This is a genomic window from Aquabacterium sp. CECT 9606, from assembly GCF_918741295.1.
Taxonomy (GTDB): Bacteria; Pseudomonadota; Gammaproteobacteria; order Burkholderiales; family Burkholderiaceae_C; genus Aquabacterium.
In genome coordinates this window covers 349,923-375,439 of record NZ_CAKKNB010000003.1, presented here as the reverse complement: position 1 = coordinate 375,439, position 25,517 = coordinate 349,923, and the positions used below count along the sequence as shown (strand labels likewise).

Genomic DNA, 25,517 nt, shown 5'->3' with positions numbered 1-25,517 from the left:
TGGTTTCATGGACTCCACCGTCAGCCTGATGCTGATTGCCGCGCTCATCGCGGTCAGCGCTTTTTTCTCAACCGCCGAACTGGCCGTGGCCGCCTCGCGCCGCGTTCGCCTGCGCCAGATGCTGGAGCAAGGCGACGTGCGCGCCCAGCAGGTCATGCACGTGCAAGACCAACCCGGGGATTACTTCACCGTCATCCAGATCGGCCAGAACAGCGTGGCCATTCTCGGCGGCATCGTGGGCGAGGGCGCATTTTCCCCCTTCATCCAGATGATCTTGCGCACTTTCCAGGTCTCGCCCGAGCGGGCTGAAACTGCAGGGCTGTTGCTGTCTTTCGTCATTGTCACCAGCCTGTTCATCTTGCTGTCCGACCTGTTCCCCAAGCGCCTGGGCATGGTCGCGCCCGAGAAGGTGGCGGTCAGCGTGGTCGGCCCGATGCGGATCTTCCTCGCGGTCTTCAGGCCTGTGGTGTGGTTCTTCAGCCACCTGACGGACGCCTTGTTCAAGCTCCTGGGCCTGCCCACCCGGCGTGACGACAGCATCACCTCCGATGACATCCGCGCCATGGCCCATGCCGGCGCCGAAGCCGGTGTGCTGGCCGCCCGCGAGCACCAGGTCATTGAAAACGTGTTCGAGCTGGAAACCCGCACGGTGACCAGCGCCATGACCGGCCGCGAGCGCATCGTGCACTTCCTGCTGGACGACAGCGAGTTGCTGATCCGCGCCCGCATCGACCAATACCCGCACTCCACCTACCTGGTCTGCAAGGGCAGCATCGACCACGTGGTGGGTTATGTCGATTCAAAGCACCTGCTGAGCCGGGTGCTGAACTCGCTGCCCATCTCACTCGAAGCCGATGGCCTGATCAACAAGGTGCTGATCGTTCCCGATCGCCTGACCTTGTCCGAATTGCTGACGCAGTTTCGCCAAGCGCAAGATGACTTTGCCGTCATCGTCAACGAATACAGCCTGGTGGTGGGCATCATCACCATCAACGATGTGATGAGCACGGTGATGGGCGGCCTGGTGATCTCGATGGACGAGGAGCAGATCGTGCAGCGCGACGCCAATTCCTGGCTGATCGACGGCATGACGCCCATCCCGGACGTGATGCAAGCGCTGGAGCTTGACGATCTGCCCTTGCAGGAAGACTATGAAACCCTGGCCGGCTTCATGATGGTCATGCTGCGCCGCATCCCCAAACGCACCGATGTGGTGGTCTGGGGGGGCTTTCGCTTCGAGGTCATGGACGTCGACAGCTACAAGATCGACCAGGTGATGGTGACCAGGGAGCTTGCGACCCCGGCCACCTATCACATCGACGCTGACAGCAGCTCGACGTAATCCTCTGCGGTGGCGATGCGAGGGTTGGTCTTGTGGCAATGGTCTTTCATCGCGCCATCAACCACCTTGTCGAACCAGTCGCGCTGAACGCCCAATTCGCCCAGGCCCTTGGCCAAACCCAGACGCGCGTTCAGATCGCGGATGGCTTGGGGGATGTCGCCCGCGCTGGCCAAACCCATGGCGTGGGCCATGCGCTCCAGGCGGCGCTCTTTCTTGATTGATTCGGCCTGCGAGTTGAACTGGATCACGGCGGGCAGGAACATCGCGTTCAAGGTGCCGTGGTGCAGCTTGGGGTTCACACCGCCCAGGCTGTGGCTCAGGCTGTGCACAGCGCCCAGGCCTTTTTGAAACGCCATGGCGCCTTGCATCGAGGCGCTCATCATGTTCAGGCGGGCCTCGCGGTCGCTGCCGTCTTTGGTGGCGCGCTCGATGTGGTGCCACGCGCGTTCCAGGCCGTCCAGCGCGATGCCGTCGGCCGGTGGGTTGAAGGCAGGCGCCATGAAGGTTTCCATGCAGTGGGCGATGGCGTCCATGCCGGTGGCCGCCGTCAGGGCAGGGGGCAGGCCCAGGGTCAGCTCAGGGTCGCAAATGGCCGCCTTGGGCATCAGGTTCCAGGAGTGGAAGCCCAGCTTGCGGCCGTCGTCAACGATCACGATCGCGCCGCGTGCCACTTCGCTGCCGGTGCCGGCCGTGGTCGGCACCGCGATCAAGGGCGCCGCCTGCCCGGTGATCTTGGGTGAGCCGCCCTCGATGGTGGCGTAGGTTTTCAAAGGTCCGGGGTGGGTGGCCATGATGGCCAGGCCCTTGGCCAGGTCGATGCTGGAGCCACCGCCCACGGCGATCAGGCCGTCGCACTTGGCCTGTGTCCACACCTCATGCGCAGCACGCACCGAGGCCTCGGTCGGGTTGGGCGGGGTCTGGTCAAAAATCGTGACTGGCCAATCCTTCAGGGCGTCCAGCGCCTTTTGCAGCACGCCCGCCGCGCGCACGCCCGCGTCGGTGACGATCAAAGGCCGCTTGATGCCAACCCGCTCGCACTCCGAGGCCAGCAGTTGTATGGCACCAAACTCAAATTGGATCTGGGTGAGGTAGAGGATCGTGGACATGGCTTTTGTACAGAAGACGGTGTCAAACGCGGGTAGGGCGCACTTTACATCGGTGCACCAAGAAAGCCCCCGCAGTGAGGGGGAGACCGGATTTTTGTTCGAAAACAGTTGCACCAGCAGCCCAAAGGTGCAATACCATACGCACCCAATGAGATGAAACGGGCGTTTGAAACGTTCGTATCCCGGAGATCAATCTGACCATGCCAACGGCCGCTCCCCGCTTGTCACCCACGGACACCAAGTCCCGCATCCTGGATGCGGCTGAGGTTTTGTTCGTCTCCGGCGGCTTCGAGTCGATGTCCATGCGTCAGATCACCACGGCGGCCGGCGTCAACCTGGCAGCGGTGAACTACCACTTTGGCAGCAAGGATGCGCTGATCCACGCCGTGCTGGCACGCCAACTTGACCAGCTCAATGCCCAGCGCGTGGCCATGCTCGAGTGGTTTGAGAACACCCTGCACGGTGATTTGACCTGTGAGCACGTGCTCGTCGCCATGTTCTTGCCGGCTGTGCGGATTTTCCGCAGCGGCACTCCGGCGGCCGAGCGCTACCTGCACTTCCTGGGGCGGGCCTACACCGACCCGTCGCCCGTGGTGCGCGACTTCATCAACAACCATTACATCGAGACGCTGGGCCGGTTTTTCCTGGCCTTCCAGCGCACTTTGCCCGATCTGAACCGCAGTGAGCTGGGTTTCAGGCTGCATTTCGCCATGGGTGCCTTGTCGGGCATCCTGGCCGGTGGCAACACCCAGCGCCTGATCCGTGACTTCACACGGGGTGAGGGCGATGACGAATCCCTGATCCTGTCGCGCTTGGCATCGCTGATGGTCGCGGCCTTGAAGGCCCCCTTGCCAGACGCCGAGCACGACACCTTGTTTGGACACATCTTGAAGATCCCTGGTTTTCCCAGCCAGGGCTTGTTTCCCATTTCCTCAGACACGCAGCCCATTGAAGCTGCGAGCTCCTCAGCCTGAACGGGCTGGTGAGGGTGCGGTGCGCGATGGATGCACCGGCCAACGGTGGGGCGGCGTGGTTGCCGCCTCTTGATCCCAACCAGGCCGTGGCGGCTGTGCACGCCGTCCGGCTGTTTTTCTCGAAGCGATCAGTATGAAAGACGGTTACCTTGATTTTGCCAATTCGCCCATGGGCGCCAAGCTCATCAATGCCTTGGGCCTGCCCAAGCCATTGCCGCTGGAGCGCTACAAAGAAGGCCAGCCCGTTGTTCAAGGCACCGTTCTGATCGGTGGCGCGGGCGAAACCCCGATGCTGGATTCGCTGGCCAGTTTCTTCAAATCCATCTCGGCCCAGACCCTGGCCCATGCCAAGTTGCCCCAATGGGTGGCGGTGGCCAACAAGGTGGGCCTGACCACCGGCCGCTGGGGCACCGATGGCAAGCCAGGTGAGAAGGTCAAGGCGCTGGTGTTCGACGCCACCGGCCTGGACGACAGCACGCAGTCCGACGCGCTGTACTGGTTCTTCCACGATGCCGCTCGCTCGGTGCTGCCTTGTGGCCGCGTGGTCGTGATCGGCCGTCCGCCCGAGTCGTGCAAGAGCCCACGCAAGGCCGCTGTACAGCGCTCGCTGGAAGGCCTGACGCGCTCGCTGGGCAAGGAACTGAAGAAGGGCATCAATGCCCAGTTGGTCTACGTTGCCGAAGGCGCCGAGGGCAATGTCGAATCGACCCTGCGCTTCCTGCTGTCGCCCAAATCAGCCTACGTCTCGGCCCAGGTCATCCGCATCGGCGGGATCGTGGGTCCACAAGCCATTCCTGCTGACTGGAACAAGCCCCTGGCCGGCAAGAAGGCGCTGGTCACTGGCGCATCGCGCGGCATTGGTGCGGCCATCGCCGAGATCATGGCCCGTGACGGCGCCGAAGTGATCTGCCTGGACGTGCCCCAAGCCCAGGCCGGCCTGGATGAAGTGGCCAAGAAGCTGAACGGCACCGCCATTGCGCTGGACATTGGCGCGGCCGACGCCCCGCAAAAGCTGGTCGAGGCCGCCAAGGCCCAGGGCGGTTGGGACATCGTCGTGCACAACGCCGGCATCACCCGCGACAAGACCATCGCCAACATGAAGGAACACCTCTGGCAGCTGGTGGTCAACGTGAACCTGTCGACGCAAGAGCGCATCAACGACGCGCTGGTTGAATCCGGCGCGATCAAGAGCGGTGGCCGCATCATTTGCGTGTCGTCGATCTCGGGCCTGGCGGGCAACATGGGCCAGACCAACTACGCGGTTTCCAAGGCCGGTGTCGTGGGCATGGTGCAGGGCACCGCCCCGATCTTCGCCGAGCGCGGCATCACCATCAACGCCGTGGCCCCTGGTTTCATCGAAACGCAGATGACCGCCGCCATCCCCTTTGCCATCCGCGAAGCCGGCCGCCGCATGAACTCCATGAGCCAGGGCGGCCAACCTGAAGACGTGGCCGAAGCCATTGCCTGGTACGCCAGCCCGGCCTCCAGCGGCGTCACCTCGAACGTGATCCGCGTGTGCGGCCAAAGCCTGATTGGCGCCTGAGATCTGCCATGAAGCTCATTGAAGTCAACAAGCTGGTCAACCCCGTCACCATGTACGTGCGGGCGATGCAGTCCAGCACCAAACGGCCGGGGGTGATCGAATCCTTGCCCGAGGTGACCTATGCGCGCCCGCGCGTCCGTGTGGATGAGGCCAACGTCGCCAGCTACTCGCGGGTGTGTGGTTTCAGCCGCGCGCATGGGGTGCCCATCACCTTTCCGCAAATGCTGGCGTTTCCGCTGACCATGGCGTTCTTTGGCTCCAAGTACTACCCCTGGCCGGCCATGGGCACGGTGCACTTGGCCAACAGCGTCAAGCAACTCCAACGCATCAATGTGGGCGACGAGTTGCGGATCGAGGTCAGCACCGGCCCGCTAATTGCCCATGAGAAAGGGCAGATCTTCACGCTGGATCAGCGCGCCATCCGTGATGGTCAGTTGGTCTGGGAAGGCACGCAGTACCTGTTGCGCCTTGGCATCCGCCAGCCCAAGGGCCAGGCCTTCGCCTCGGCTTTGATTGACCCGACACCGTTGTCGCATCAGGCGGATTTTTTCGCCGCGGGTGGCATTGGCCGCCGCTACGGCCGGGTGTCTGGCGACATCAACCCCATCCACTTGTCTGGCATCACGGCCAAGATGTTCGGCTTTCGCAAGGCCATCGCCCACGGGATGTGGACCAAGGCCCGCGCCCTGGCCACCCTGATGCCGCGCGAGCCGGTCGAGCAGGCCGAGGCGGTGGTCGAGTTCAAGACGCCCTTGTTCCTGCCCGCCCGCGCTTCGCTGTGGTCGGCCCGCCAGGAAGACGGTGCCCTGTTCGAAGTTCGCAATGCCAAGGGCGACAAGCCCCACCTGCGCGGCCGGGTCACTTACTGATCACTGCCGCCGCCTGATCTGACTCATCCATTTTTTTGCATCTCACCTCTGGGGATTCATCCATGAACACCATTCGTCGCGTCGCCATCATCGGTGGCAACCGCATCCCGTTTGCCCGCTCCAACACCGTTTACTCGCACGTGTCCAACCAGGACATGCTGACCGCCACGCTGCAAGGCCTGGTCGACCGTTTCAACCTGCATGGCGAACGCCTGGGTGACGTTGCCGCTGGCGCCGTGATGAAGCACTCGAAGGACTTCAACCTGGTCCGAGAGTCTGTGCTGTCGACCACGCTGGCCCCCGAAACCCCAGCCTACGACCTGCAGCAAGCTTGCGGCACCGGCCTGGAAGCCATCATGCTGGTGGCCAACAAGATCGCCCTCGGCCACATCGAGTGCGGCATCGGCGGCGGTGTGGACACCACCTCTGACGCGCCCATCGGCATCAACGAGAAGATGCGCAAGATCCTGATGGAAGCCAACCGCGCCAAGGGCACGATGGCGCAGCTCAAGATCATCTCGAAAATCCGCCCCAGCATGCTGCTCAAGCCTGCCATTCCGCGCAACGGCGAACCCCGCACTGGTTTCTCGATGGGCGAGCACGCCGAACTGATGTCGCGCGAATGGGGCATCGCCCGCGAAGACCAGGACCAACTGACCTTCAAGAGCCACAAGAACCTGGCCCGCGCCTACAGCGACGGCTTCTTTGCCGACCTGATGACCCCGTTCAAGGGGGTCACCAAAGACAATAACCTGCGCGCTGACCTGACCATCGAAAAGCTGCGTTCGCTGAAGCCTTGCTTTGACAAGAAGGTCGCGCCCGGCCAAGGCACGTTGACACCCGGCAACTCCACGCCCTTGACCGACGGTGCCTCGGCCGTGCTTTTGGGCAGCGAGGAATGGGCCAAGGCCCACAACCTGCCGGTGCTGGCCTACATCACCTTCAGCGAAGTGGCTGCGGTTGATTTCTTCAACAAGAAGGAAGGCTTGCTGATGGCCCCGGCCTATGCCGTGCCCCGCATGCTCGACCGCGCCGGCATCAAGCTGCAAGACTTTGATTTCTATGAAATCCACGAAGCCTTTGCCGCGCAAGTGTTGTGCACGCTGAAGGCTTGGGAAGATGCCAAGTACTGCAAGGAGCGTCTGGGTCGCGATCAGCCCTTGGGCTCGATCGACATGAGCAAGCTCAACATCAACGGCAGCTCATTGGCCGCAGGCCACCCATTCGCCGCCACGGGCGGTCGCATCGTCGCCACGCTGGCGAAGATGCTGGCCCAAAAGGGGTCGGGCCGCGGCTTGATCTCGATTTGTGCCGCAGGTGGCCAGGGCGTGGTCGCCATCCTGGAGCGGTAAAACTTGATGAAATTTGCGAGGGGGGACTTTCAAACCCCCCTCACAGGTTGATACACTTGTCCGCTTAAACAGGCAACTCGAGGCAACCCTTGCCTCGGGAAAGCCCCTCCTGCAGCGCCATGAGCGATTGCAGGCATACGAGGAGACATCGATGACCACATCCGCAGCAGCCACGGCCTCGGCACACACGCCTGGGCAATCCATTGTCAACCCCGACGGCACCACCAACCGCATCTGGTTGTCCTCGTATGTCAAGGGTGTGGCCCACGACATCGACATCAACAAGTACCAGTCACTCACCGAGTATTTCGACGAGTGCATCAACAAGTTCCGCGACCGCCCCGGCTTTGTCAGCATTGGCACCGAGATGAGCAACGACCGCCTTGACCGCCTGGTCAAGGAGTTTGCGGGCTACCTGCAGAGCAAGGGCGTCAAGCAAGGCGATCGCGTGGCGATCATGCTGCCCAACATCTTCCAGTACCCGATCGTGCTGTTCGCCGTGCTGCGCATCGGCGCGGTTGTGGTCAACGTGAACCCGCTGTACACGGCGCGCGAATTGAACCACCAGCTCAAGGATTCAGGCGCCGAAACCATCATCGTGATGGAAACCTTCGCCAAGACCTTGCAAGACGCGCAAGCCGGCACCAAGGTCAAGAACATCGTGCTGACGCAGATCGGCGACTTGCTGGCCGAGGGCTTCTTCAACCCCAAGGGCTGGGCTCTGAATTTCATCCTGCGCAAGGTGCAGAAGATGGTGCCGGCCTACAGCCTGCCCACGGCCACCTGGATGCGTGAGGCGCTCAAGCAAGGCGCGAAGGTCAAGGTCAAGCCCGTCGCCGTCAAGCCTGACGACCTGGCCTTTTTGCAATACACCGGCGGCACTACCGGCGTGGCCAAGGGCGCCATGCTCACCCACCGCAATGTGCTCACCAACTGCCAGCAGGCCTTGGCCTTTGCCGAAGGCCAGTTGACGGGCGAGACGGAAACCGTGGTCACCCTGATCCCGATGTACCACATCTTCTCGCTGACGGTGAACGGTCTGATCTTCATGGCACTGGGTGGCCGCAACATCCTGATCGCCAACCCCCGCGACACCAAGCGCGTGATGATGATCCTGAAGAACGAGAAGTTCTCGGGCATCACCGGCGTGAACACCTTGTTCGCTTCTTTCCTGGAAGACCCGGCTTTCCGCAAGCTGGATTTCTCGAAGCTGAAGCTGTCCATCGCGGGTGGCATGGCCCTGCAGCGCAATGTGGCCGAACGCTGGAAGGAAGTCACCGGCAATGCCGTGGTCGAAGGCTACGGCCTGACCGAGTGCTCACCCATCGTGACGCAAGCCCCGGTCGACATTTCCAAGCCAGGCCCCACATTCACCGGCTCGATCGGTGTGCCCGTGCCTTCCACCGAAGTGCGCATGCGCCGTGAAGACGGCACCTGGGCCGACATCGGCGAGCCCGGCGAGTTGTGTGTGCGCGGCCCTCAGGTCATGAAGGGCTACTGGAACCGTCCCGAAGCCACTGCCGAAGTCCTGGACAAGGACGGCTGGCTGGCCACCGGTGACATCGGCATCATCGATGACAAGGGCTTCTGCAAGATCGTGGACCGCAAGAAGGACATGATCCTGGTCTCCGGCTTCAACGTGTACCCCAATGAGATCGAAGACGTGGTCGCCATGCACCCCGACGTCAAGGAAGTGGCCGCCATCGGCGTGCCGGACGACGTGGCCGGCGAACGCGTCAAGGTCATCATCGTGCCGCGCAATCCGGGCCTGACCAAGGAATCGGTGATCGAGCACTGCCGCAAGAACCTCACCGGCTACAAGATCCCCCGCATCGTCGAGTTCCGCACCGAAGAGCTGCCCAAGTCGCCCGTGGGCAAGATCCTGCGCCGCGAATTGCGCGACAAGAAGTAGGCCCACTCAAACACCCTAGGCACTTGTGCCAGACAATGGCCCGCATGCTCACCCATGCGGGCTTTTTTCATGACGACTGATTTTTCGTTTCACCACCATCTGCGTGTGCGTTGGTCCGAGGTCGATGCCCAGAAGGTGGTCTTCAACGGCCACTACCTGAACTTCCTGGACACGGCCATGTCCGAGTATTGGCGGGCCTCGGGCCTGCCTTACCCTGAGGCCTTCACCCACCTGGGGGGCGACGTTTTCGCGCGCAGCAACTCGCTGCAGTACCACGCGCCGGCCCGCTTTGGCGACTGGCTGTCCATCGGGGTGCGTTGCGACCGCATGGGCAACTCGTCCCTGGTTTTTGCATGGGAGATCCGCACCAGCGGGCGCCTGCTGGTCACCGGCGAGACGGTGTATGTCTATGTCAGCCTGGACACCAACCGGCCGACGCCGGTGCCGCAGGCCATGCGCCTGCAGTTGGAGCAGCAGAAGCTGGGGACGCCCGTGCACGAGTTGCACGGCGGTGACTGGACCACGCTGGCACCCATGGCCCGCGCGGTGCGCATGGCGGTGTTCATCGAAGAGCAAGGCATTGCCGAGTCAGAAGAATGGGACGATGACGATGCGAAGGCTTGGCATGTGGTGGTCACCAATCTGGCGGGCCTGCCCGTGGCCACCGGGCGCTTGATCACGGCGAGCTTGCCAGCCGGTGAGGCCAAGATCGGGCGCATGGCTGTGTTGAATGGCAGCAGGGCGCTGGGGCTGGGACAACAGGTCTTGCAGGCGCTGATTGACGCCGCAAGGCAGCGGTCTGTTCAACGACTGACACTGCACGCTCAAACCAGCGCCCAGGACTTTTACCGCCGCGCAGGCTTCATCACAGAGGGCGCAGAGTTTGACGAGGTGGGCATTCCCCACATCGTCATGACACTCAAGCTTTGACTGGCCGGCTCGCCGCCGATTTGATCAGGCTGCGCGCACGTGTTTTCCGAGCGGCAGGTGGAGGCGACAGGGCGTGGTTGTCGTGCTCCGACACGTCGCTGCTTTCAAACGTGTCTTCGTGGTGCACGCCGGGCGGCGGTAAGGCGACCTCCAGGCGCGCCAACTCCGATGCTGCGTCGGTGTGGCGCGGTGGCCAGTTCTTCAAGCTCACCCGGCGCAACAAAGCCATGCTGGATTGATTTGAGTATGTGCGCTCCAGCACATGGGTGACCAGGCGCTTGTTTACCCGCTCTGTGATGACCAAGGTGGAGCACCGGGTGCCGTACTTGCCATCGGGAGACCGCACGAAAGCGGCCGACAGCAGACGCTCCCATTCCAAGGGCACACCGGTGAAGGGCAGTTTGTCATCCGGGGCAATGGTGGGGTCGGTCAAGGCTTCGAACAGCCTCACCACCAAACCATCGAGGTCGGTCGCGCTGTTCAAGGCGGCCTTCATCCGGGTCTTCAAGGTCTGGACTTTAGGCCAAGGCGTGTTCAAGCCAGCGTTGGACACGCCATACAGCCCACGCTCCAGGCGCTGCGGGTACAGCTTGGTGTTGTTCACCCAATAGGCCTCGCCCTCGGCGAAGTCCACCGTCAGCAGGTTGAAGCCGTTGTACCCAGACATGGCCAGGCGTGGCCACAGTCGGTTCATCGGGGTGTCACCCTGCAACCACAAGGGCACGATCTCACCGCGTGAAGGTGCAGCCTCATCCATTTGCGAAGGGTCGCGCACATTGGTGACCACGCCCAGTCGGCCCTGGGCCGTCAGGCCCAGCCAGGTGCCTCCAGCTTGCAGGTCGCGCCCACCCAGGATCGAAGGCGCCTCCTGCCCGGGTTCCCACCAGGCCAGCCGATTGGCGGGGCGCTCGAAGAACTCTTCGCGGTTGCCCGCCATCACAAAGGGAAAACGGCTGCTTTGATCCAGCGCCACGGCCACCAAACACATCGGGCTGTGTCCTTCTCAGTCAATGTTGCAGAACATCTCGACGTGACGGCCGCCAATCAGCCCAAGGGGCAAATCCTGCGCGGCCAACTCGATGAGGGTGGCCAGCAAAACGCCGACGCCCTCGGGATGTTCATAGGTTTCCATCCAGGTTTGCGCTGACGTTGGCGCGTCGGCGCGAATCCATAACCTGGCCGTCAGGTCCTCGTGGGATCGGCGCAGTGCGGCCTGCATGTGCCGAACCGCGGTTTCAAACGCCGCGGCATGGCCCGGGTCCACCTTGTAGTAGATGAACAGAGCCTTTGCCGGGGCTGCGTCTGCCATGGCCATGAGTTCCCAAAGCGGTCAAGTGTGATGGAGGTTAACCCGCGGACTGCACCCTTGAAGCAGCGTGCCAAGGGCATGCGCCCAAACCGAGGTCGATTGCCGTTAAGAAATTGTCAAATCAGACGTCTGACGTGCCCAAAGGCACCTCGTAGGGCATGGTGCCCAGCTCAAGGGCGGGCCCATCAGCTGATCCAAGGTGCCATCCGGTTTCCAGAGCTTGCCATTTCAATTCGACCAGGGCGCTGAACGCCGCGCCGACTTGCCCATCCTGAGTCGGGATGGCGGCGGCGTTGGCCACCATGCCTGCGGGCTGGGTGGGGTCGGCCGCCGAAAAAACCTCTTGCCCGGCCTGCATGGGCGCCTGACCATGCAGCAAGAAGGTGCGCCGTTTGAGCGTGCCCCGGTATTGGCTGCGCGCCACGATCTCCTGGCCGGGATAACAACCCTTCTGGAAATGCACGCCACCCACCAACTCATAGTTGACCATCTGGGGCACGAATTGATCTGCGGTGGCCGGCTCGATCCGCACGACACCGCTCATCACTTCAAGCCACTGCCACGCGGGCAAAGGCAGGGCGGGCAAGGTTTGGGTGATGGCTTGGGCCGCTTCAACAGGCCCGATCCACAGCCAGCGGGCCGCGCCCAGCACGTCGGGCAAGCGCACCACCTGGCCGCCGCTGGGCGCGTGTGGGCTGGACTGCCATGGCTCGATTGTCGCCACCTCGCCCAGCCAATCCCTGGCGGCTTGGCCCATCAAACCCACGGCAGACAGCTTGCCCGCAGCGTCAGTCAATTTGGCCTTGGCGCGCAGCACGAACATGGACAGCCGCTTGAGGGCCGCTGGCAGCACTTGCGCGTCCGTGATCAGGCAAAAAGCCTCTGGCTGGGGCTTGATGACGATGAAACTGGCCAACATCCGGCCTTTGGCCGAGCAAAATGCAGCCAAGCGGGCTTGATCGGGCGACTGGCCTGTCACATCCTGGCTCAACTGTCCATGAAGGAAGCTGGCCACCTCGGCTCCCTCGGCTGAAATGATGCCCAAATGGGACAAGGCGGTTGCGCCATTGAGCGCCTTGACGTCTGGAAAATGAATGTCTTGCATGGGGGTCATTATCATCACGGTCGTCAAATCCATCATTGGTCCACGGATGATCCCGACTAACCTGTTTTCAAACCACCCCAAAGCCAGGCAGCAGCAAGGCGGCGTCATGGGCGTCTTGCTCGGACTGTTGATGCTGGCTACATTGGCTTTCGCGGGGGCCGTGTTCTGGTGGGTGCACCAGCCTTTGCGAATGCATGGCGATGACATCGAGCTGGCCATCGAGTCGGGCACCACGCCCCGCGAGATCGCTCGGGGCTGGGTGGACGCCGGTGTAGACGCCTCGCCCGTGATGCTTTACCAATGGTTTCGCTGGTCGGGGCAGGCGCGCCAGATCCGCGCTGGCAGCTACATGCTGGAGCGCGGTGCAACCCCTCTGTCACTGCTGCGCATGATGGTGATGGGCGATGAACGCCTGGCCGTGGTCAAACTGATCGATGGCTGGACTTTCAAGCGTTTCAGGGCTGAACTGGCCCAGGCAGAAGGCCTGGAACCTACCACCGCCAAACTGAGCGATGCGCAGGTGATGGCCCAATTGGGCAAGCCTGATTTGTCGCCAGAAGGGCAGTTCTTCCCGGACACCTATTCCTACTCCAAGGGCAGCACCGACCTGGCAGTCCTGCAACGCGCCCACCGGGCCATGCAGAAGCACCTGAGCGATGCCTGGACCTTGCGCGGTGCCAGCAACAGTTGCCCCTTGAATTCGCCGCAAGAGATGCTGATCCTGGCCTCGATCGTGGAAAAAGAAACCGGCCTGAAAGCCGACCGGCCGATGATCGCGGGCGTTTTTTGCAACCGTCTGCGCGTGCGCATGCCATTGCAGACCGATCCCACGGTGATCTACGGCATGGGCGATGAGTTCGATGGCAACCTCAAGCGCAGCCATTTGCAGACCGACACGCCTTACAACACCTACATGCGCACCGGCCTGCCGCCATCGCCGATCGCCATGCCTGGCAAAGCGGCTTTGCTGGCCGCCGTGCACCCGGCCGAGACCAACGCCTTGTATTTTGTCTCGCGCGGCGATGGCAGCAGCGTGTTCAGCAGCACCCTGGCTGAGCATAATCGCGCGGTCAACCAGTACCAGAGAAAGCGTCCATGAGCCGGTTCATTTCGTTTGAGGGCATTGATGGTGCAGGCAAGACCAGCCACCTTGATGCCCTGGAAAGCCAATTGCGCCAGGCAGGGCACGATGTGGTGAGAACCCGCGAGCCCGGCGGCACGCCTTTGGCGGAGAAGCTGCGCGAAAGCGTTTTGCACGATGCCATGGACGCGCTGACCGAATCCTTGTTGGTGTTCGCCGCACGCCGCGATCACCTGGTGCAAGTGATCGAGCCGGCCTTGGCCCGTGGCGCCTGGGTGCTGTCCGACCGATTCACCGATGCCACTTTTGCCTACCAGGGCGCGGGCCGCGGCTTTGACCTGTCGGTGCTCAGCACCTTGGAAAAGTGGGTGCAAGGCCAGCGCCAGCCCGACCTGACCTTTCTGTTCGACTTGCCGCCAGAAGTGGCCGCCGCGCGTTTGTCGGCCGCTCGCCAGCCTGACCGCTTCGAAGCCCAGGACACCGCCTTCTTTGAGCGCGTGCGAGCCGGCTACCAGGCGCGCCTGCGGGCCGATGCCCAACGCTTCGCGCTCATCGATGCCAGCGCCAACCAGGCCGAGGTGGCACGCCAGGTCGATGCTGCGCTTCAATCCAGAGGTTGGCTTTGAGCGATTTGCTGCCCTGGCTTCACGCCCCCCTTGCCCAAGCCTTGGCGCAGGCCCACGGCCACGCCACGCTGGTTCATGGCCCCCAAGGCGTGGGGCAATTTGAGTTCTCGATGGCCTTGGCGCAGTCCTGGCTGTGCGAGGCGCAGGCCCCGGGCAGCCCGTTCAAGCCAGCTTGCGGCGCTTGTGGCAGTTGCCACCTGATCTCGGCACGCTCACACCCCGACTTGGTGGTGGTGGTGCCTGAGGCCCTGCAAGCCGCTTTGGGCTGGACCGGTTCAGGCGATGACGACGAAGGCGCGTCTGAAAAATCAGGCAAAACCAAGAAGCTCAGCCAGGACATCAAGGTCGATGCCATCCGCGCGGTGGTGCAGTTCTCGCAGCAGAGCGCATCTCGAGGGCGCGCCAAAGTGGTGGTGGTGCACCCGGCCGAGCGCATGAACACCGTGTCGAGCAACACCTTGCTCAAGACCCTGGAAGAGCCGCCCGGCATGGTGCGCTTTGTGGTCAGCGCTGGCTCTCTGGACGAGTTGCTGCCCACCGTGCGCAGCCGCTGCCAGGCCTGGCGCCTGCCATTGCCTGACAAGGCTGCGTCCATCACCTGGCTGTGTGAGCAGATCAAGGGCCTGACCGAAGCGGATGCGGCCATCCTGTTGCAAGCCTCGGGAGGCCAACCCCTGACCGCCCGTGACCGCCACGCCATGGGCTTGGATGCCGTGCGTTGGCCGCAAATCCCGCGCGATGTGGCGCAGGGACAAAGCGGCGCGATGGTGGGCTGGCCCTTGCCGCTGGTCATCGAGACCCTTCAAAAACTGTGTCACGACCTGGCTTGCATGGCCACCGGTGCCGCCCCCCGTTACTTTCCGGAAGGCAGCCTGCATCGTGATGGTGATCTGGCCCGGCTCACGGCCTGGTCAGGCGAGCTGCGCAAGGCCAGCCGCACGGCAGAGCACCCCTGGAGCCTGAATTTGAGGGTGGAATCGTTATTGCAGCAAGCACGTCTGGCACTGCGTTTCAACAAGTAAAGAGGCTTCTCCTGCGCTTAAATTCACGTTTGTGGCCAGCGGCCGACGTTACACTTTCACCACAATGAGCGAATTCCACACCACAGCCTTGCCGTCTGCCTTTGCCAACTCCGGGCCAGGCAAGACCAGCACGACCCCGATGGGTGGTGGCGTTGCGGGTGCGGTGCCCAGCGCTGGCGTGGCTCGCCCCAGTGTCATCCAGCTGGTGTTCCGCGAAAAAGGCGCGCTGTACGCGGCCTACATTCCGGCTTTTGCCGATGGCGGCCTGTTCGTGCCCACCACCCGCGATTACAAGCTGGGTGACGACATCTACCTGCTCCTGTCTTTGCCTGACGAAGCCCAGCGCTACCCCGTGGCGGGCAAGATATCCTGGATCACCCCGGCCAACGCCTCCGGTGGCCGCACCCAAGGTGTGGGCGTGCGCTTCCCGTCTGACGAGAAGACCCGCCTGTTGCGCATCAAGATCGAGCAAATTCTGGGCACGTCCCTGTCATCGAACAAGCCGACCCAGACACTTTGAGGCAAGATTCGCCTCATGTTTGTTGATTCGCACTGCCACCTCAATTTCCCCGATTACGCCGATGCGCTGGACCAGGTGCGCGCCGACATGGCGCAAGCCCAGGTCGAGCGAGCCTTGTGCATCAGCACCACGTTGGAAGAATTTCCGCAAGTGCACGCCCTGGCCACGCGCTTCGATAATTTCTGGGCCACGGTGGGCGTCCACCCCGACAACGAAGACGTGCGGGAACCCACCCTGGCCGACCTGGTCGAGCGCGCGGCATTGCCACGCGTGGTGGGCATTGGCGAGACCGGCCTGGATTACTACCGCCTGGGCGAGCGCTCCGTGGCCGACATGCACTGGCAGCGCGAGCGCTTTCGGGTCCACATCCAGGCGGGGTTGGACACCCAGCTGCCGCTGGTCATCCACACACGTCAGGCCAGCGACGACACCATTGGCATCCTGCGGGAGTCAGGGCAGGGCCGCTCCAGGGGCGTGTTCCATTGCTTCACCGAAAGCCAGGCCGTGGCGCGGGCCGCGCTTGACTTGGGGTTCTACATCTCGTTCTCGGGCATCCTGACCTTCAAGAATGCGGCCGACCTGCGCGAGGTGGCCAAGTTCGTGCCCCTTGACCGCTGCCTGATCGAAACCGACAGCCCTTACCTGGCGCCCATGCCTCACCGGGGTAAAACCAACTCGCCCGCCTACGTGGCCCTGGTCGGCCGTTTCCTGGCCGAACTTAAGGGGGTTGAACCCGAGGTCTTAGGCCGGGTGACGACGACCAATTTCGAGCAATTGTTCGCAATCCCGCCCAATACCGCCTCCGTGAACTGACCCTGTGTTCAAACCCTTGTCAGACAATTTCTGACAGACGGTTTGGATTTGCGGCGACTATTCGCCTCCGACCGTGAAGCCTAAAGTTCATCCATCGAAACGGCACTTCTTCACGGAGCTAGTATGCAAAACACAGGTCTTTACGCCAATCCCTTCGCCCTCATGATGGATCCCCAAGCTGTGATCGAAGCCATGGAGCGATCGGAGCGTTTGAACCACCTGCAAAGCCGCATCTGCCGCCCGCTGGACAAGCCCCTGATCCCGCACATCAATGGCGACACCAATGCCTTTGACCAGGAAGTGGACAGCGCTCCCGACGTCGAGAACGACATCCTGGGCGCAGACTGAGATTCCTCAGGCCTGCCCACCGCTGACCAGCCAACGTTGCTCAACCCGGCGGCCAGCCCGCGACAGGCTCAGGCACAAGGCGGCATAGATGGCCGCCACGAACAGATAACCCTCAAGGTAATAGGGACGCCACTGCGGGTCTCCGCCCAGGCTCAAGGACAAGGCCCCGGTCAATTCATGCAGGCTCACCACCATGACCAGCGAGGTGTCCTTGAGCAGGCCGATGGCATGGTTGACCAAAGCCGGCAACACCGCCCGCAGCGCCTGGGGCAACACCACCAGCCTTTGGGTCTGCCAGCTTGACAAGCCCATCACCTTCGCGGCGTCGAACTGGTCAGACCCCACGGTTTGCAGGCCACCTCGGACGATCTCGGCCAGGTAGGCGGCCGAGAACAAGGTCAAGGCGATCAACACGCGCCACAGCAGGCTGACCTCGAAGCGGGCGGGAATGATAGCCGGCAGCATGAAGGCGGCCATGAACAAGACCATCACCAAAGGCACGCCCCGCGTGACTTCGATGAACCCGCTGCAGGCCCAGCGCACCCAGGGCCAACGTGCCCTGCGGCCCAAGGCCAAGGCGATGCCCAGCGGCAAAGACAGCGCCATGGTCAGGCCCGCCAGGATCAGGGTCAAGGGCAGTCCGCCCCATTGATCGGAAGGCACCACCGGCAGGCCCAGCGGACCGCCGTGCATCAACAAGCCCACAGCCAGCGACACCAAGGCAGTGCCCCACACCAGACCTCGCAGAGACAGGGCCCAAGGGCGCCAGAGCAGGGCCCCGGCCCCCATCAGCATCAACAGCAGTGCCAGCGAAGGGCGCCATTGCTCTTCGTGGGGATAGCGGCCCAACAGCAGCGGACGGATCTTTTCGGTGATGACGCCCCAGCACGCGCCTGTGCGCTCCAAGGCATGGCAGGCGGCCTCGTCGGGCCTGAACACGGCGTTCAGCACGCCCCAATCCAGCAAGCGCCAGCCTGCATAGGCCAAGGCCAGCCAGAAGAAAGTCGACATGGCCATGGAGGTGGCGCTCGTCTTCTTCATGCACTGCCCCTGAGTGCATACCGCGTGTTGAACCAGTTCATCAAGGCCGCGGTCAGCAGCGAGAGCGTGAGGTAGACCGACATCATCACCAGGATGCATTCCACCGCGCGGCCGGTCTGGTTCAGGGCGGTGTTGCCCACCGACACCAGGTCGGGGTAACCCACGGCCACGGCCAGCGAAGAGTTCTTGACGAGGTTCAGGTACTGGTTGGTCATGGCCGGCACCATGGTGCGCAGGGCCTGGGGCAGCACCACGCGCAGCATCACCTGGTGGGGCAAGGCCCCCAAGGTTAGGGCCGCCTCGCTCAGCGACTTGGGCACCGACTCCAGCCCGGCCCGAACCACCTCGGCCACGAAAGCCGCCGTGTACGTGACCAGGGCCATGAAGACGGCGAGGTACTCAGGCGTGACCGTGGCCCCGCCCGTGACGCTGAGGCCATCCTGCGCAGGCAGGCTCCAGAGCCAGCCACTGTGATCTGCGGCCAGCCAGGGGAAGCTCAGCCCGCCTTTGCTCAGCGTGACGCCGGGCAACCAGCCCAACGCCAAGGTGGTGTCCGGCAACCAATCCAGCAGCAGGAAGTACCACATCAGCAGTTGCACCAGCAAAGGCACGTTGCGCACCACATCGATGTAGACCTGGCCGGCGGTCCTCAAGCCCGGGTGCGCGGCTCGCCTTGACAAGGCCACCAAGGTGCCCAGCGCAGTGGCGAACACCAAGGCGGGCAAGGACACGCGCAAGGTGTTGCCCAAGCCCACGGCCATTGCCCGCCAAAGGGGTTGGCTGGCGTCATAAACCAGCAGCCCGGTCTCGCCGATGCCGAAGCCGGCTGGCTGGTTCAAAAAATCAAGCATGGTCAACGGACGGGTGGTGCGTACATCAAACCGCCTTGGCTCCACAAACGATTGGGCCCACGCGGCAGCTTCAGCATTGAGCCTGCGCCCACGTTGCGCTCGTACACCTCGCCATAGTTGCCCACGGCTTTGACGATGCGGTAGGACCAGGTCTTGTCCAGGCCCAAGAGTTTGCCCATGTCCTCGCCCGTGCCCACCAACCGCTGGATCGATGGCGAGGGGCTGGCGCGAAAGCTGTCGATGTTGGCTTGCGTCAAACCCAGCTCTTCGGCTTCGATCATGGCAAACACCGTCCACTTGACGATGGCGAACCACTCGTCGTCACCCCGCCGCACCAAGGGGCCCAAGGGCTCCTTGGAGATCAGCTCGGGCAGGATCACGTAGTCCTCGGGGTGAGGCGCTTCCTTGTTGCGCACAATGGCCAGGCCCGATGCGTCGGTGGTGTAAGCCTGGCAGCGCCCTGAGAAAAAGGCCTTGAAGGCCGCCTCGAACGAGTCATAGACCACGGGCTTGAAAGGCACGCCTTGCGAGCGAGAAAAGTCCGACAGGTTTTTCTCGGTGGTGGTGCCTGATTGGATGCACACCTGCGCATTGCGCAATTGCTTGGCACTGCTCACTTTGAGCTTCTTGGGCACAAGAAAGCCTTGGCCATCGTAGTAAGTGACCGCCGTGAAATGAAAGCCCAGCGAGGCGTCACGGGTCAAGGTCCAGGAGGTGTTGCGCGAGAGCAGGTCCACCTGGCCCGACTGAAGCGAGGTGAATCGCTGCTGCGAGTTGAGCGGCACGAAGTTGACCTTGTTGCTATCGCCCAGCACAGCGGCCGCCAGCGCCCGGCACACGTCCACGTCCAGACCAGTCCATCGCCCTTTGCTGTCAGGCGCCGAGAAGCCGGCCACACCGGTGCTCACCCCACACTTGACCTGGCCACGCTCACGGATGGCGTCCAGCGTCGCGCCCGACCAGGCAGGCGTGCTCAAAAGTGCCAGCAAGGCGGTCGTGCCTGCGGCCCGGCCAAAGCGGTTCCATGTCATCCAGCGCATGCGCCAAGGATACGTGAGGAACCTTGGCCCCGCAGATCAGTCGTTCTTGCAACGTGCGCTGTAGTTCGACTGGAAATTCACGAAGTCGTTTTTCTGGCCTTCGGTCATGGTGTCGAACTGGCTGCGCTTGCCGTGGAGGATGCGCAGCATCTCGTTGCAACGCTCGCGCTCCCTTTGGGTGAATTCTTTTTGGGCCTGATGAGCCTGCTGTTCGGCTCGCCGGTCTTGCCGCTCCTGGTCGCGCTCCTTGCGCAAGGCTCGGTAAGCGTCGCTTTCATCTTCGCTGCACTTGCTTTGGTATTCTGACCGGAGCTGGTAAATGACGTCTGAACGCAGGCCCCTTGATGGCGCGGTTCGGATCGCGTCGTTGAGCTGGGCACAAGCTGTGCTCAGGTAGCGCAAGTGTTCGGGCGCCTTGTCAACCGAAGGCGGGTTGAAGCTCTGACCCCGCATGGGCATGGGGTTGCCGGACGGCCCCATCGCGGTGAACTTCTCTTCGCGTTTGTCGGCGCGGCAGGGCTTGTCGGAAACGTACATCGAACCGCCGTTATAGCAGCGGTACATGCCGGCACCAGCCGCCAGTCCGGCGTGCGCGGCAAAAAAGATCACGGCCAGCGCGCGAGCGGCATCCGGCACCGAGAAGCTGCGGTTTGACCTTGCCATCTACTGGCACTCCCTGCAAAGTTATCCACCTGAAAACGCATCCAGCTTAATTCACTTGGCCTTGCAGTTGATCGGCAAAAAAGCCGGGGCGATGTCGGTCTTGTCCGCGCCCTTGAGGGTCATCTTCTCAGGAGCCTCGGCGTGACCGCAAACCCAGGTGACGGGAACGATCTGCGCATCTTCGATCACCGCAGGGCGCAAAGTCAGGATCTTGCCTTTGATCGCCCCGTTCACCCGGTTGCCAAAGGTGATGTGGATGGCGCCATCGGCAATGGCAACGCTGCTGACCACGTTGTTGACGATCTTGTCAGCGCTGGGCAAGCCTGCCGCGGTGTTGTCCGCTGGCAGCACCTTGGTCATCGACCACGAGGCGGCGACCGGTGGTTTGGCGATGGCTGCCAGCGCGACGCCTTCGGCGATCTGATCCTTGATGATCTTGCCCTGGTAGCTTGGCATGGCGATCAGGGCCAGAATGGCCATGATCGCAATCACGACCATCAGTTCGATCAGGGTGAAGCCGCGGTGAGCCTGGGTCATGGGATAGCCGTCCGTCGCATTGGTGGTTGCCCATTGTGCCAAGCTGACGGCGTGGTCAGAGCTTCGAATAGGCCTGTGACGATTCCGTCACGAATATCCATCAAAGTTGAGCGTGCAAGTGGGGATTGAGGCCGCTGGGGCTTTAGCCGTGCGCAGCGTGACCGATAGCCCCCCATGGCTCATTTTTGCGTCACTGGATTTGCTTTGGCCAACAAACCGCGGCGGGGAGCGCACGGGTGAAACTGAGAACCGTTTCGCACAGCATGTTTCTGGGCGTCATCCTGGCCTTGATGGCCAATTTTGCGTTCCTGGTGCTGATTCGGTCGGCTTTTGAAACCAGCCCGCAAGTCGCCTTGCAGCGTGAGAAGACCACGCGCGCTTTGGAGCAACTGCGGGCAGAAACCGATTTGCTGCGACGATTGGTGCGCGCCTACACCGCCACGGGCGATGTCAACTACCTGCTGACCTATTACGACATCTACGCCATTCGCCAGGGCGAGAAAGCGGGCCCCGGCACGGACGACGTCAGTGTTTATTGGGAAGATGTGATCGCCAAGCGCAAGCCACACGCCTTGTCTGAAACGGGCACACGGGCTTCCTTGATGGACCGCATGAAGGCCCTGAACCTGAGCCCGGCCGAGCTGGCCTGCTTGCAGCGCGTGATGGCCGCCACCGAGCACCTTAAAAAAACCGAGCAGGTGGCATTTGCCGCCACGCAGGGCTTGTACGACGCGCAGCACCAGGTGTTCGTCTCGGAGGGTGAGCCCAACCTGGCCTACGCGACCAAGCTGGTCTACGCCAAATCCTATGAACAAGATGGTGCGGACCTGACCCGCGCCATCGCTGACCTGACACGCTTGGCCAACGCCCGCACCGAGGATGCCGTGACGCGGGCGTCCACCCGGGTATCGCGTTTCATCGCACTGGCCGTGGCCGTCGATCTTTTGCTCTTGCCGGTCATGGGCGCAGCGCTGTTGGTGATGCGCCGGCGCGTGCTTCAGCCCATCAATGCGCTGAGCGCCCAGGCTCGCGCCTTTGCCCAGGGTGATTATTCCTCCCGCGGGAATCCCAAATCGCATGCGGTCAAGGAAGTGTTCGCGCTGGGCGTCACCATGGACACCATGGCGCAATCCATCCAGGAAGATCTGGCAGCGCGGGCGCAGGTCCAGGCCGATTTGCAGGCCGCGCGCGACCAGGCCGAATCGGCCACCAAGGCCAAATCGCTTTTCCTGGCCAACATGAGCCACGAAATCCGCACACCGATGAACGCCATCATCGGCATGACGCACCTGGCGCTTCAAACACCGCTGACCGACCAGCAGAAGGACTACCTGGACAAGGTGCTGTCGGCATCTCAGATCCTGCTGGGCGTGATCAACGACATCCTGGATTTCTCGAAGATCGAAGCCGGGCGCTTGTCTCTGGAGCGCGCGCCTTACCGGGTGGAAGAGGTGGTGGGCAACGCCCTGATGCTGGTGCGCCAGAAAGCCCAGGAGCGTGAAATCGAGCTTCTGTGCGAGTTCACCGATCCGGCCTTGCTGAGCGATGCCGGCGTGGTGCAGGGCGACATGCTGCGTGTGGGCCAGATCCTGACCAACTTGCTGTCCAACGCAGTCAAGTTCACGCACAGTGGGCACGTGAAGGTGAGGGTAGGCCTGGACGACCGTGATGGTGCCCAAGCCACCTTGCGCTTCGAGGTCTGCGACACGGGCATCGGGATGAACAGCGAGCAGCAAAGCCGTCTGTTCCAGGAGTTCACGCAGGCCGACGACAGCACCACGCGACGCTACGGCGGAACCGGCCTGGGCTTGAGCATCTGCCAACGCCTGACCACACTCATGGGCGGGCACATCTCGGTGTCCAGCCAACACGGCGCCGGCTCGGTCTTCACCGTGACTTTGCCCGTCAGCCTGGTGCTCGACCCCGCATTGCTGCCAACATCGCTCCCGCCCATCCCAATCGAAGCGCTGCGCGTGCTGATCGTGGATGACCAAAGTGACACCCGAACCTCGATGGCGGGCCTGCTGACCATGATGGGCGTGGGAAAACATGCCGACAGCGAGCGTGGAGGATTGGTTGCCACCGCGGAAAACGGCGCCCAGGCCCTGGCCATGGTCACCGACGCCGACGAGGCGGGGCACCCATTCGACATGGTGCTGTTGGACTGGGTCTTGCCGGACATGGGCGGTGCCGAGGTCACCAGCCGATTGCGCCAGCTGCACCCGGGCTTGGACGTGGTGGTCATCTCAGCCTATGGCTGGGACAGCCTGCAGGCCAATGCCACCCAAGCTGGGGCCGACGCCTTCTTGCCCAAGCCCATCCTGCCCGATGCCCTGCGCGGCCTGTTCGGCAAGTTGACAGGCATCGACACCTCAGCGGCCCACGTCGAGCAGTCGCCAGATGCAGTCATTCGTCTGGACGGCCTGCGCGTTTTCCTGGTGGAGGACAACGCCTTGAATCAGCAACTGGCCACCGAGTTGCTGAGCCGCCGCGGCGCCATCGTCACATCCGTGGACAACGGTTGCGAGGCCGTGGAACACCTGCGCATGAGCGGCCCCACCGCCTACGACGTCGTGCTGATGGACCTGCACATGCCGGTGATGGATGGCCACGAAGCCACCCGCCAGATCCGCGCCGATGAGCGCTTCCGGGCCTTGCCCATCCTGGCAATGACGGCCCATGCACTGGACGAAGAGCGGGACCACTGCCTGGCCATTGGCATGCAGGACCACATCAGCAAGCCGCTGGAACCCAGAAAGCTGTATGCCACGCTGGCCCGTTACCACCCCCTGAACAAGGTCCCCTCGGCACTTGTTGAACAAGCTGTCAGGTCGAGCGCCTCTGCCGGCAAGCTGCCTCAGGCCCCAGGCCTGGACTCGCGCCAGGCATTGGCCAGGCTGGAGGGCAACCTGGGCCTGTATGTGCGCGTGTTGAACGGTTTCGTCGACCATGTGATGACCGGCGGCACGGCGCTGGCCACCGCCGCGCAAGCGCAAGACTGGGCCAGCCTGGCGCGTGAAGCGCACACCCTGCGCGGCTTGTGCGCCACCATCGGTGCGAATGACATGGCCCGCCTTTGTGCCGAGCTGGAAAGGGCGGTCAAGCAGCAGTCGGCCGAGCGAGCCGACTCCCTGGTGGGCGCCTTGAAGGAGGCCACAGAGGCCTTGCTGTTGGCGCTGATCCCGCAATTGCAAGGTGCTGCGGCGCCCACGGCCGCACCGCATGCCGACATGGATGCCAAAGTCATCCAGGTACAAACCAAGGCGCTCGAACGCCTGGTCCATGACAGCGACAGCGCGGCGATCAGCCTGTGGCGCAGCCAACGCAAGGTGTTCATGAACGCATTCGATCCCGTGATGTTCAGCCGGCTGGACACCGCCATCGAGGGCTGCGATTTCGACGCGGCCCTGGCTTTGCTTCAAGAAAGGCTCGACGATGTCATCCAGTGAAGCGCAGGCCCATACCCCGACCATCCTGGTGGTGGATGACGCGCCCACCAACCTCACGCTTCTGGCCGGCCTGCTGGACAAAACCTACCGCGTCAAGCTGGCCTCGTCTGGCCCCAAGGCGCTTGAATTGGCCAAACGCTCGCCGCCTGATCTGGTCTTGCTGGATTTGATGATGCCCGGCATGGACGGCTACGAGGTGTGCCAACGCCTCAAGCAAGATCCGCGCACCAGCCATGTTCCAGTGATTTTCTTGACGGCCATGCAGGAGCCGGAAGACGAAACCCGGGGCTTTGAAGTTGGCGCGGCCGACTACATCCACAAGCCCATCAGCCCATCTGTTGTGAAAGCCCGCGTCAAGACGCACTTGCAGAACAAGGCTTTTCACGACTACCTGAACAACCGCAACGCCAAACTTCAAACCCAGTTGGAAATCCAGATGGCGCAGCTGGATCGTCTGCGCGATTCAACGCTCTTCATCATGATCTCGTTCGCCGAGTTCAGAGACGAAGACACCGGCAACCACGTCAAGCGCACGCAGGAATACGTACGGGTGCTGGCCACGCACCTGTGGGAACAGGGCTTGCACCACAAAGTGCTCAATCCCGACAGCATCCAATTGATCGCCAAGTCGGCGCCGCTGCACGACATTGGCAAGGTCGCCATTCCTGACAGCATCCTGCTCAAGCCGGGCAAGTTGACCACGGAAGAGTTCGAGGTCATGAAGGGCCACCCACTACACGGTTGGGACATGCTCAACCGCGCTGCCTTGCGCATGGGCGAAGAAACCGACTTCCTGGCCTACGCCATGGAAATTGCCCGTTCGCACCATGAGAAGTGGGATGGCTCTGGCTACCCGGACGGCCTGCGCGGCCAAGCCATTCCCTTGTCGGCACGGTTGATGGCCGTGGCCGATGTGTATGACGCACTGATCAGCCGTCGCCCCTACAAGGAACCCTTCAGCCACGAGGTGGCCATGAAGTTCATCGACGAAGGCCGCGACAAACATTTTGACGGCGACATCGTGGACGCCCTGCATGCAACACAAGCGATGTTCATCGACATCGCCAGCCAGTGGAAAGACTGA

The 25,517-nt window shown here is 62.7% G+C and carries 24 protein-coding genes; 15 read left to right on the top strand and 9 right to left on the bottom strand.

Annotation, left to right across the window (positions count from 1 at the left end; all coding sequences use genetic code 11):
* The first annotated feature begins 7 nt into the window (after window positions 1–7).
* Window positions 8–1,342, top strand: a complete 1,335-nt coding sequence (locus LQ232_RS14435) for a hemolysin family protein (protein WP_230181043.1) — start codon at window positions 8–10, stop codon at window positions 1,340–1,342.
* Here LQ232_RS14435 and LQ232_RS14430 read toward each other — a convergent pair.
* Window positions 1,312–2,448 (bottom strand): iron-containing alcohol dehydrogenase, encoded by a 1,137-nt coding sequence (locus LQ232_RS14430; protein WP_230181042.1) that lies wholly within the window; start codon window positions 2,446–2,448, stop codon window positions 1,312–1,314. The two genes, LQ232_RS14435 and LQ232_RS14430, sit on opposite strands and share 31 nt — an antisense overlap.
* 200 nt (window positions 2,449–2,648) lie before the next feature.
* Here LQ232_RS14430 and LQ232_RS14425 point away from each other — a divergent pair, with 200 nt between their 5' ends.
* The 6 genes from LQ232_RS14425 (at window position 2,649) to LQ232_RS14400 (ending at window position 10,028) form a co-directional block, all read left to right on the top strand.
* A complete protein-coding gene (locus tag LQ232_RS14425; RefSeq protein ID WP_230181041.1) occupies window positions 2,649–3,422 on the top strand; it encodes a TetR/AcrR family transcriptional regulator in 774 nt (257 codons plus the stop codon).
* A 133-nt stretch (window positions 3,423–3,555) separates the two neighbouring features.
* Window positions 3,556–4,965: a 3-oxoacyl-ACP reductase gene (locus tag LQ232_RS14420; RefSeq protein WP_230181040.1), complete on the top strand. Its 1,410-nt coding sequence runs from the start codon at window positions 3,556–3,558 to the stop codon at window positions 4,963–4,965.
* Between the two features lie 8 nt (window positions 4,966–4,973).
* Window positions 4,974–5,834, top strand: a complete 861-nt coding sequence (locus LQ232_RS14415; protein ID WP_230181039.1) for a MaoC/PaaZ C-terminal domain-containing protein — start codon at window positions 4,974–4,976, stop codon at window positions 5,832–5,834.
* Window positions 5,835–5,896: 62 nt separating this feature from the next.
* Window positions 5,897–7,186 (top strand): acetyl-CoA C-acetyltransferase, encoded by a 1,290-nt coding sequence (locus tag LQ232_RS14410; RefSeq protein WP_230181038.1) that lies wholly within the window; start codon window positions 5,897–5,899, stop codon window positions 7,184–7,186.
* Window positions 7,187–7,337: 151 nt separating this feature from the next.
* Window positions 7,338–9,098: an AMP-binding protein gene (locus LQ232_RS14405; RefSeq protein WP_230181037.1), complete on the top strand. Its 1,761-nt coding sequence runs from the start codon at window positions 7,338–7,340 to the stop codon at window positions 9,096–9,098.
* Between the two features lie 69 nt (window positions 9,099–9,167).
* On the top strand, window positions 9,168–10,028 hold the full coding sequence (locus LQ232_RS14400; protein ID WP_230181036.1) for a YbgC/FadM family acyl-CoA thioesterase: 861 nt from the start codon (window positions 9,168–9,170) through the stop codon (window positions 10,026–10,028).
* Here LQ232_RS14400 and LQ232_RS14395 read toward each other — a convergent pair.
* The 3 genes from LQ232_RS14395 to LQ232_RS14385 form a co-directional block, all read right to left on the bottom strand.
* Window positions 10,018–11,016, bottom strand: coding sequence for an NRDE family protein (locus tag LQ232_RS14395; protein ID WP_230181035.1), 999 nt, complete (start codon window positions 11,014–11,016; stop codon window positions 10,018–10,020). The genes LQ232_RS14400 and LQ232_RS14395 overlap by 11 nt on opposite strands.
* A gap of 15 nt (window positions 11,017–11,031) precedes the next feature.
* Window positions 11,032–11,337, bottom strand: a complete 306-nt coding sequence (locus tag LQ232_RS14390) for a DUF4936 family protein (protein WP_230181034.1) — start codon at window positions 11,335–11,337, stop codon at window positions 11,032–11,034.
* A gap of 121 nt (window positions 11,338–11,458) precedes the next feature.
* Window positions 11,459–12,442 carry a folate-binding protein YgfZ gene (locus LQ232_RS14385; protein ID WP_230181033.1) on the bottom strand — a complete coding sequence of 328 codons (984 nt, stop codon included), beginning with the start codon at window positions 12,440–12,442 and terminating at the stop codon, window positions 11,459–11,461.
* 106 nt (window positions 12,443–12,548) lie between these two features.
* Between LQ232_RS14385 and mltG the strand changes: the two genes are divergently transcribed.
* The 6 genes from mltG (at window position 12,549) to LQ232_RS14355 (ending at window position 16,852) form a co-directional block, all read left to right on the top strand.
* The gene (gene mltG, locus LQ232_RS14380; RefSeq protein WP_230181603.1) at window positions 12,549–13,541 is read left to right on the top strand and encodes an endolytic transglycosylase MltG; all 993 of its coding nucleotides are present in this window, start codon (window positions 12,549–12,551) and stop codon (window positions 13,539–13,541) included.
* On the top strand, window positions 13,538–14,149 hold the full coding sequence (tmk, locus tag LQ232_RS14375) for a dTMP kinase (RefSeq protein WP_230181032.1): 612 nt from the start codon (window positions 13,538–13,540) through the stop codon (window positions 14,147–14,149). Before mltG ends, tmk begins: the two co-directional genes overlap by 4 nt.
* A complete protein-coding gene (locus LQ232_RS14370) occupies window positions 14,146–15,171 on the top strand; it encodes a DNA polymerase III subunit delta' (RefSeq protein WP_230181031.1) in 1,026 nt (341 codons plus the stop codon). The genes tmk and LQ232_RS14370 overlap by 4 nt, the downstream gene beginning before the upstream one ends.
* A gap of 139 nt (window positions 15,172–15,310) precedes the next feature.
* Window positions 15,311–15,691, top strand: a complete 381-nt coding sequence (locus LQ232_RS14365; RefSeq protein ID WP_230181602.1) for a PilZ domain-containing protein — start codon at window positions 15,311–15,313, stop codon at window positions 15,689–15,691.
* 15 nt (window positions 15,692–15,706) lie between these two features.
* Window positions 15,707–16,504, top strand: coding sequence for a TatD family hydrolase (locus LQ232_RS14360; protein ID WP_230181030.1), 798 nt, complete (start codon window positions 15,707–15,709; stop codon window positions 16,502–16,504).
* A gap of 123 nt (window positions 16,505–16,627) precedes the next feature.
* A complete protein-coding gene (locus LQ232_RS14355; RefSeq protein WP_230181029.1) occupies window positions 16,628–16,852 on the top strand; it encodes a hypothetical protein in 225 nt (74 codons plus the stop codon).
* A 6-nt stretch (window positions 16,853–16,858) separates the two neighbouring features.
* Here LQ232_RS14355 and LQ232_RS14350 read toward each other — a convergent pair whose 3' ends face one another.
* The 5 genes from LQ232_RS14350 to LQ232_RS14330 are packed head-to-tail and all read right to left on the bottom strand — an operon-like array spanning window position 16,859 to window position 20,984.
* Complete coding sequence (locus LQ232_RS14350; protein WP_230181028.1) at window positions 16,859–17,893, bottom strand: amino acid ABC transporter permease; 1,035 nt, start codon at window positions 17,891–17,893, stop codon at window positions 16,859–16,861.
* On the bottom strand, window positions 17,890–18,744 hold the full coding sequence (locus tag LQ232_RS14345; RefSeq protein WP_230181027.1) for an ABC transporter permease subunit: 855 nt from the start codon (window positions 18,742–18,744) through the stop codon (window positions 17,890–17,892). Before LQ232_RS14345 ends, LQ232_RS14350 begins: the two co-directional genes overlap by 4 nt.
* A gap of 2 nt (window positions 18,745–18,746) precedes the next feature.
* On the bottom strand, window positions 18,747–19,784 hold the full coding sequence (locus LQ232_RS14340; protein WP_230181026.1) for an amino acid ABC transporter substrate-binding protein: 1,038 nt from the start codon (window positions 19,782–19,784) through the stop codon (window positions 18,747–18,749).
* A gap of 36 nt (window positions 19,785–19,820) precedes the next feature.
* Window positions 19,821–20,447, bottom strand: coding sequence for a hypothetical protein (locus LQ232_RS14335; protein ID WP_230181025.1), 627 nt, complete (start codon window positions 20,445–20,447; stop codon window positions 19,821–19,823).
* Between the two features lie 51 nt (window positions 20,448–20,498).
* A complete protein-coding gene (locus LQ232_RS14330; protein WP_305878698.1) occupies window positions 20,499–20,984 on the bottom strand; it encodes a pilin in 486 nt (161 codons plus the stop codon).
* A 236-nt stretch (window positions 20,985–21,220) separates the two neighbouring features.
* On the opposite strand from LQ232_RS14330, the gene LQ232_RS14320 reads away from it, so the two are divergent.
* Window positions 21,221–24,433, top strand: a complete 3,213-nt coding sequence (locus LQ232_RS14320) for a hybrid sensor histidine kinase/response regulator (RefSeq protein ID WP_230181024.1) — start codon at window positions 21,221–21,223, stop codon at window positions 24,431–24,433.
* On the top strand, window positions 24,420–25,517 hold the full coding sequence (locus tag LQ232_RS14315) for a two-component system response regulator (protein ID WP_230181023.1): 1,098 nt from the start codon (window positions 24,420–24,422) through the stop codon (window positions 25,515–25,517). Before LQ232_RS14320 ends, LQ232_RS14315 begins: the two co-directional genes overlap by 14 nt.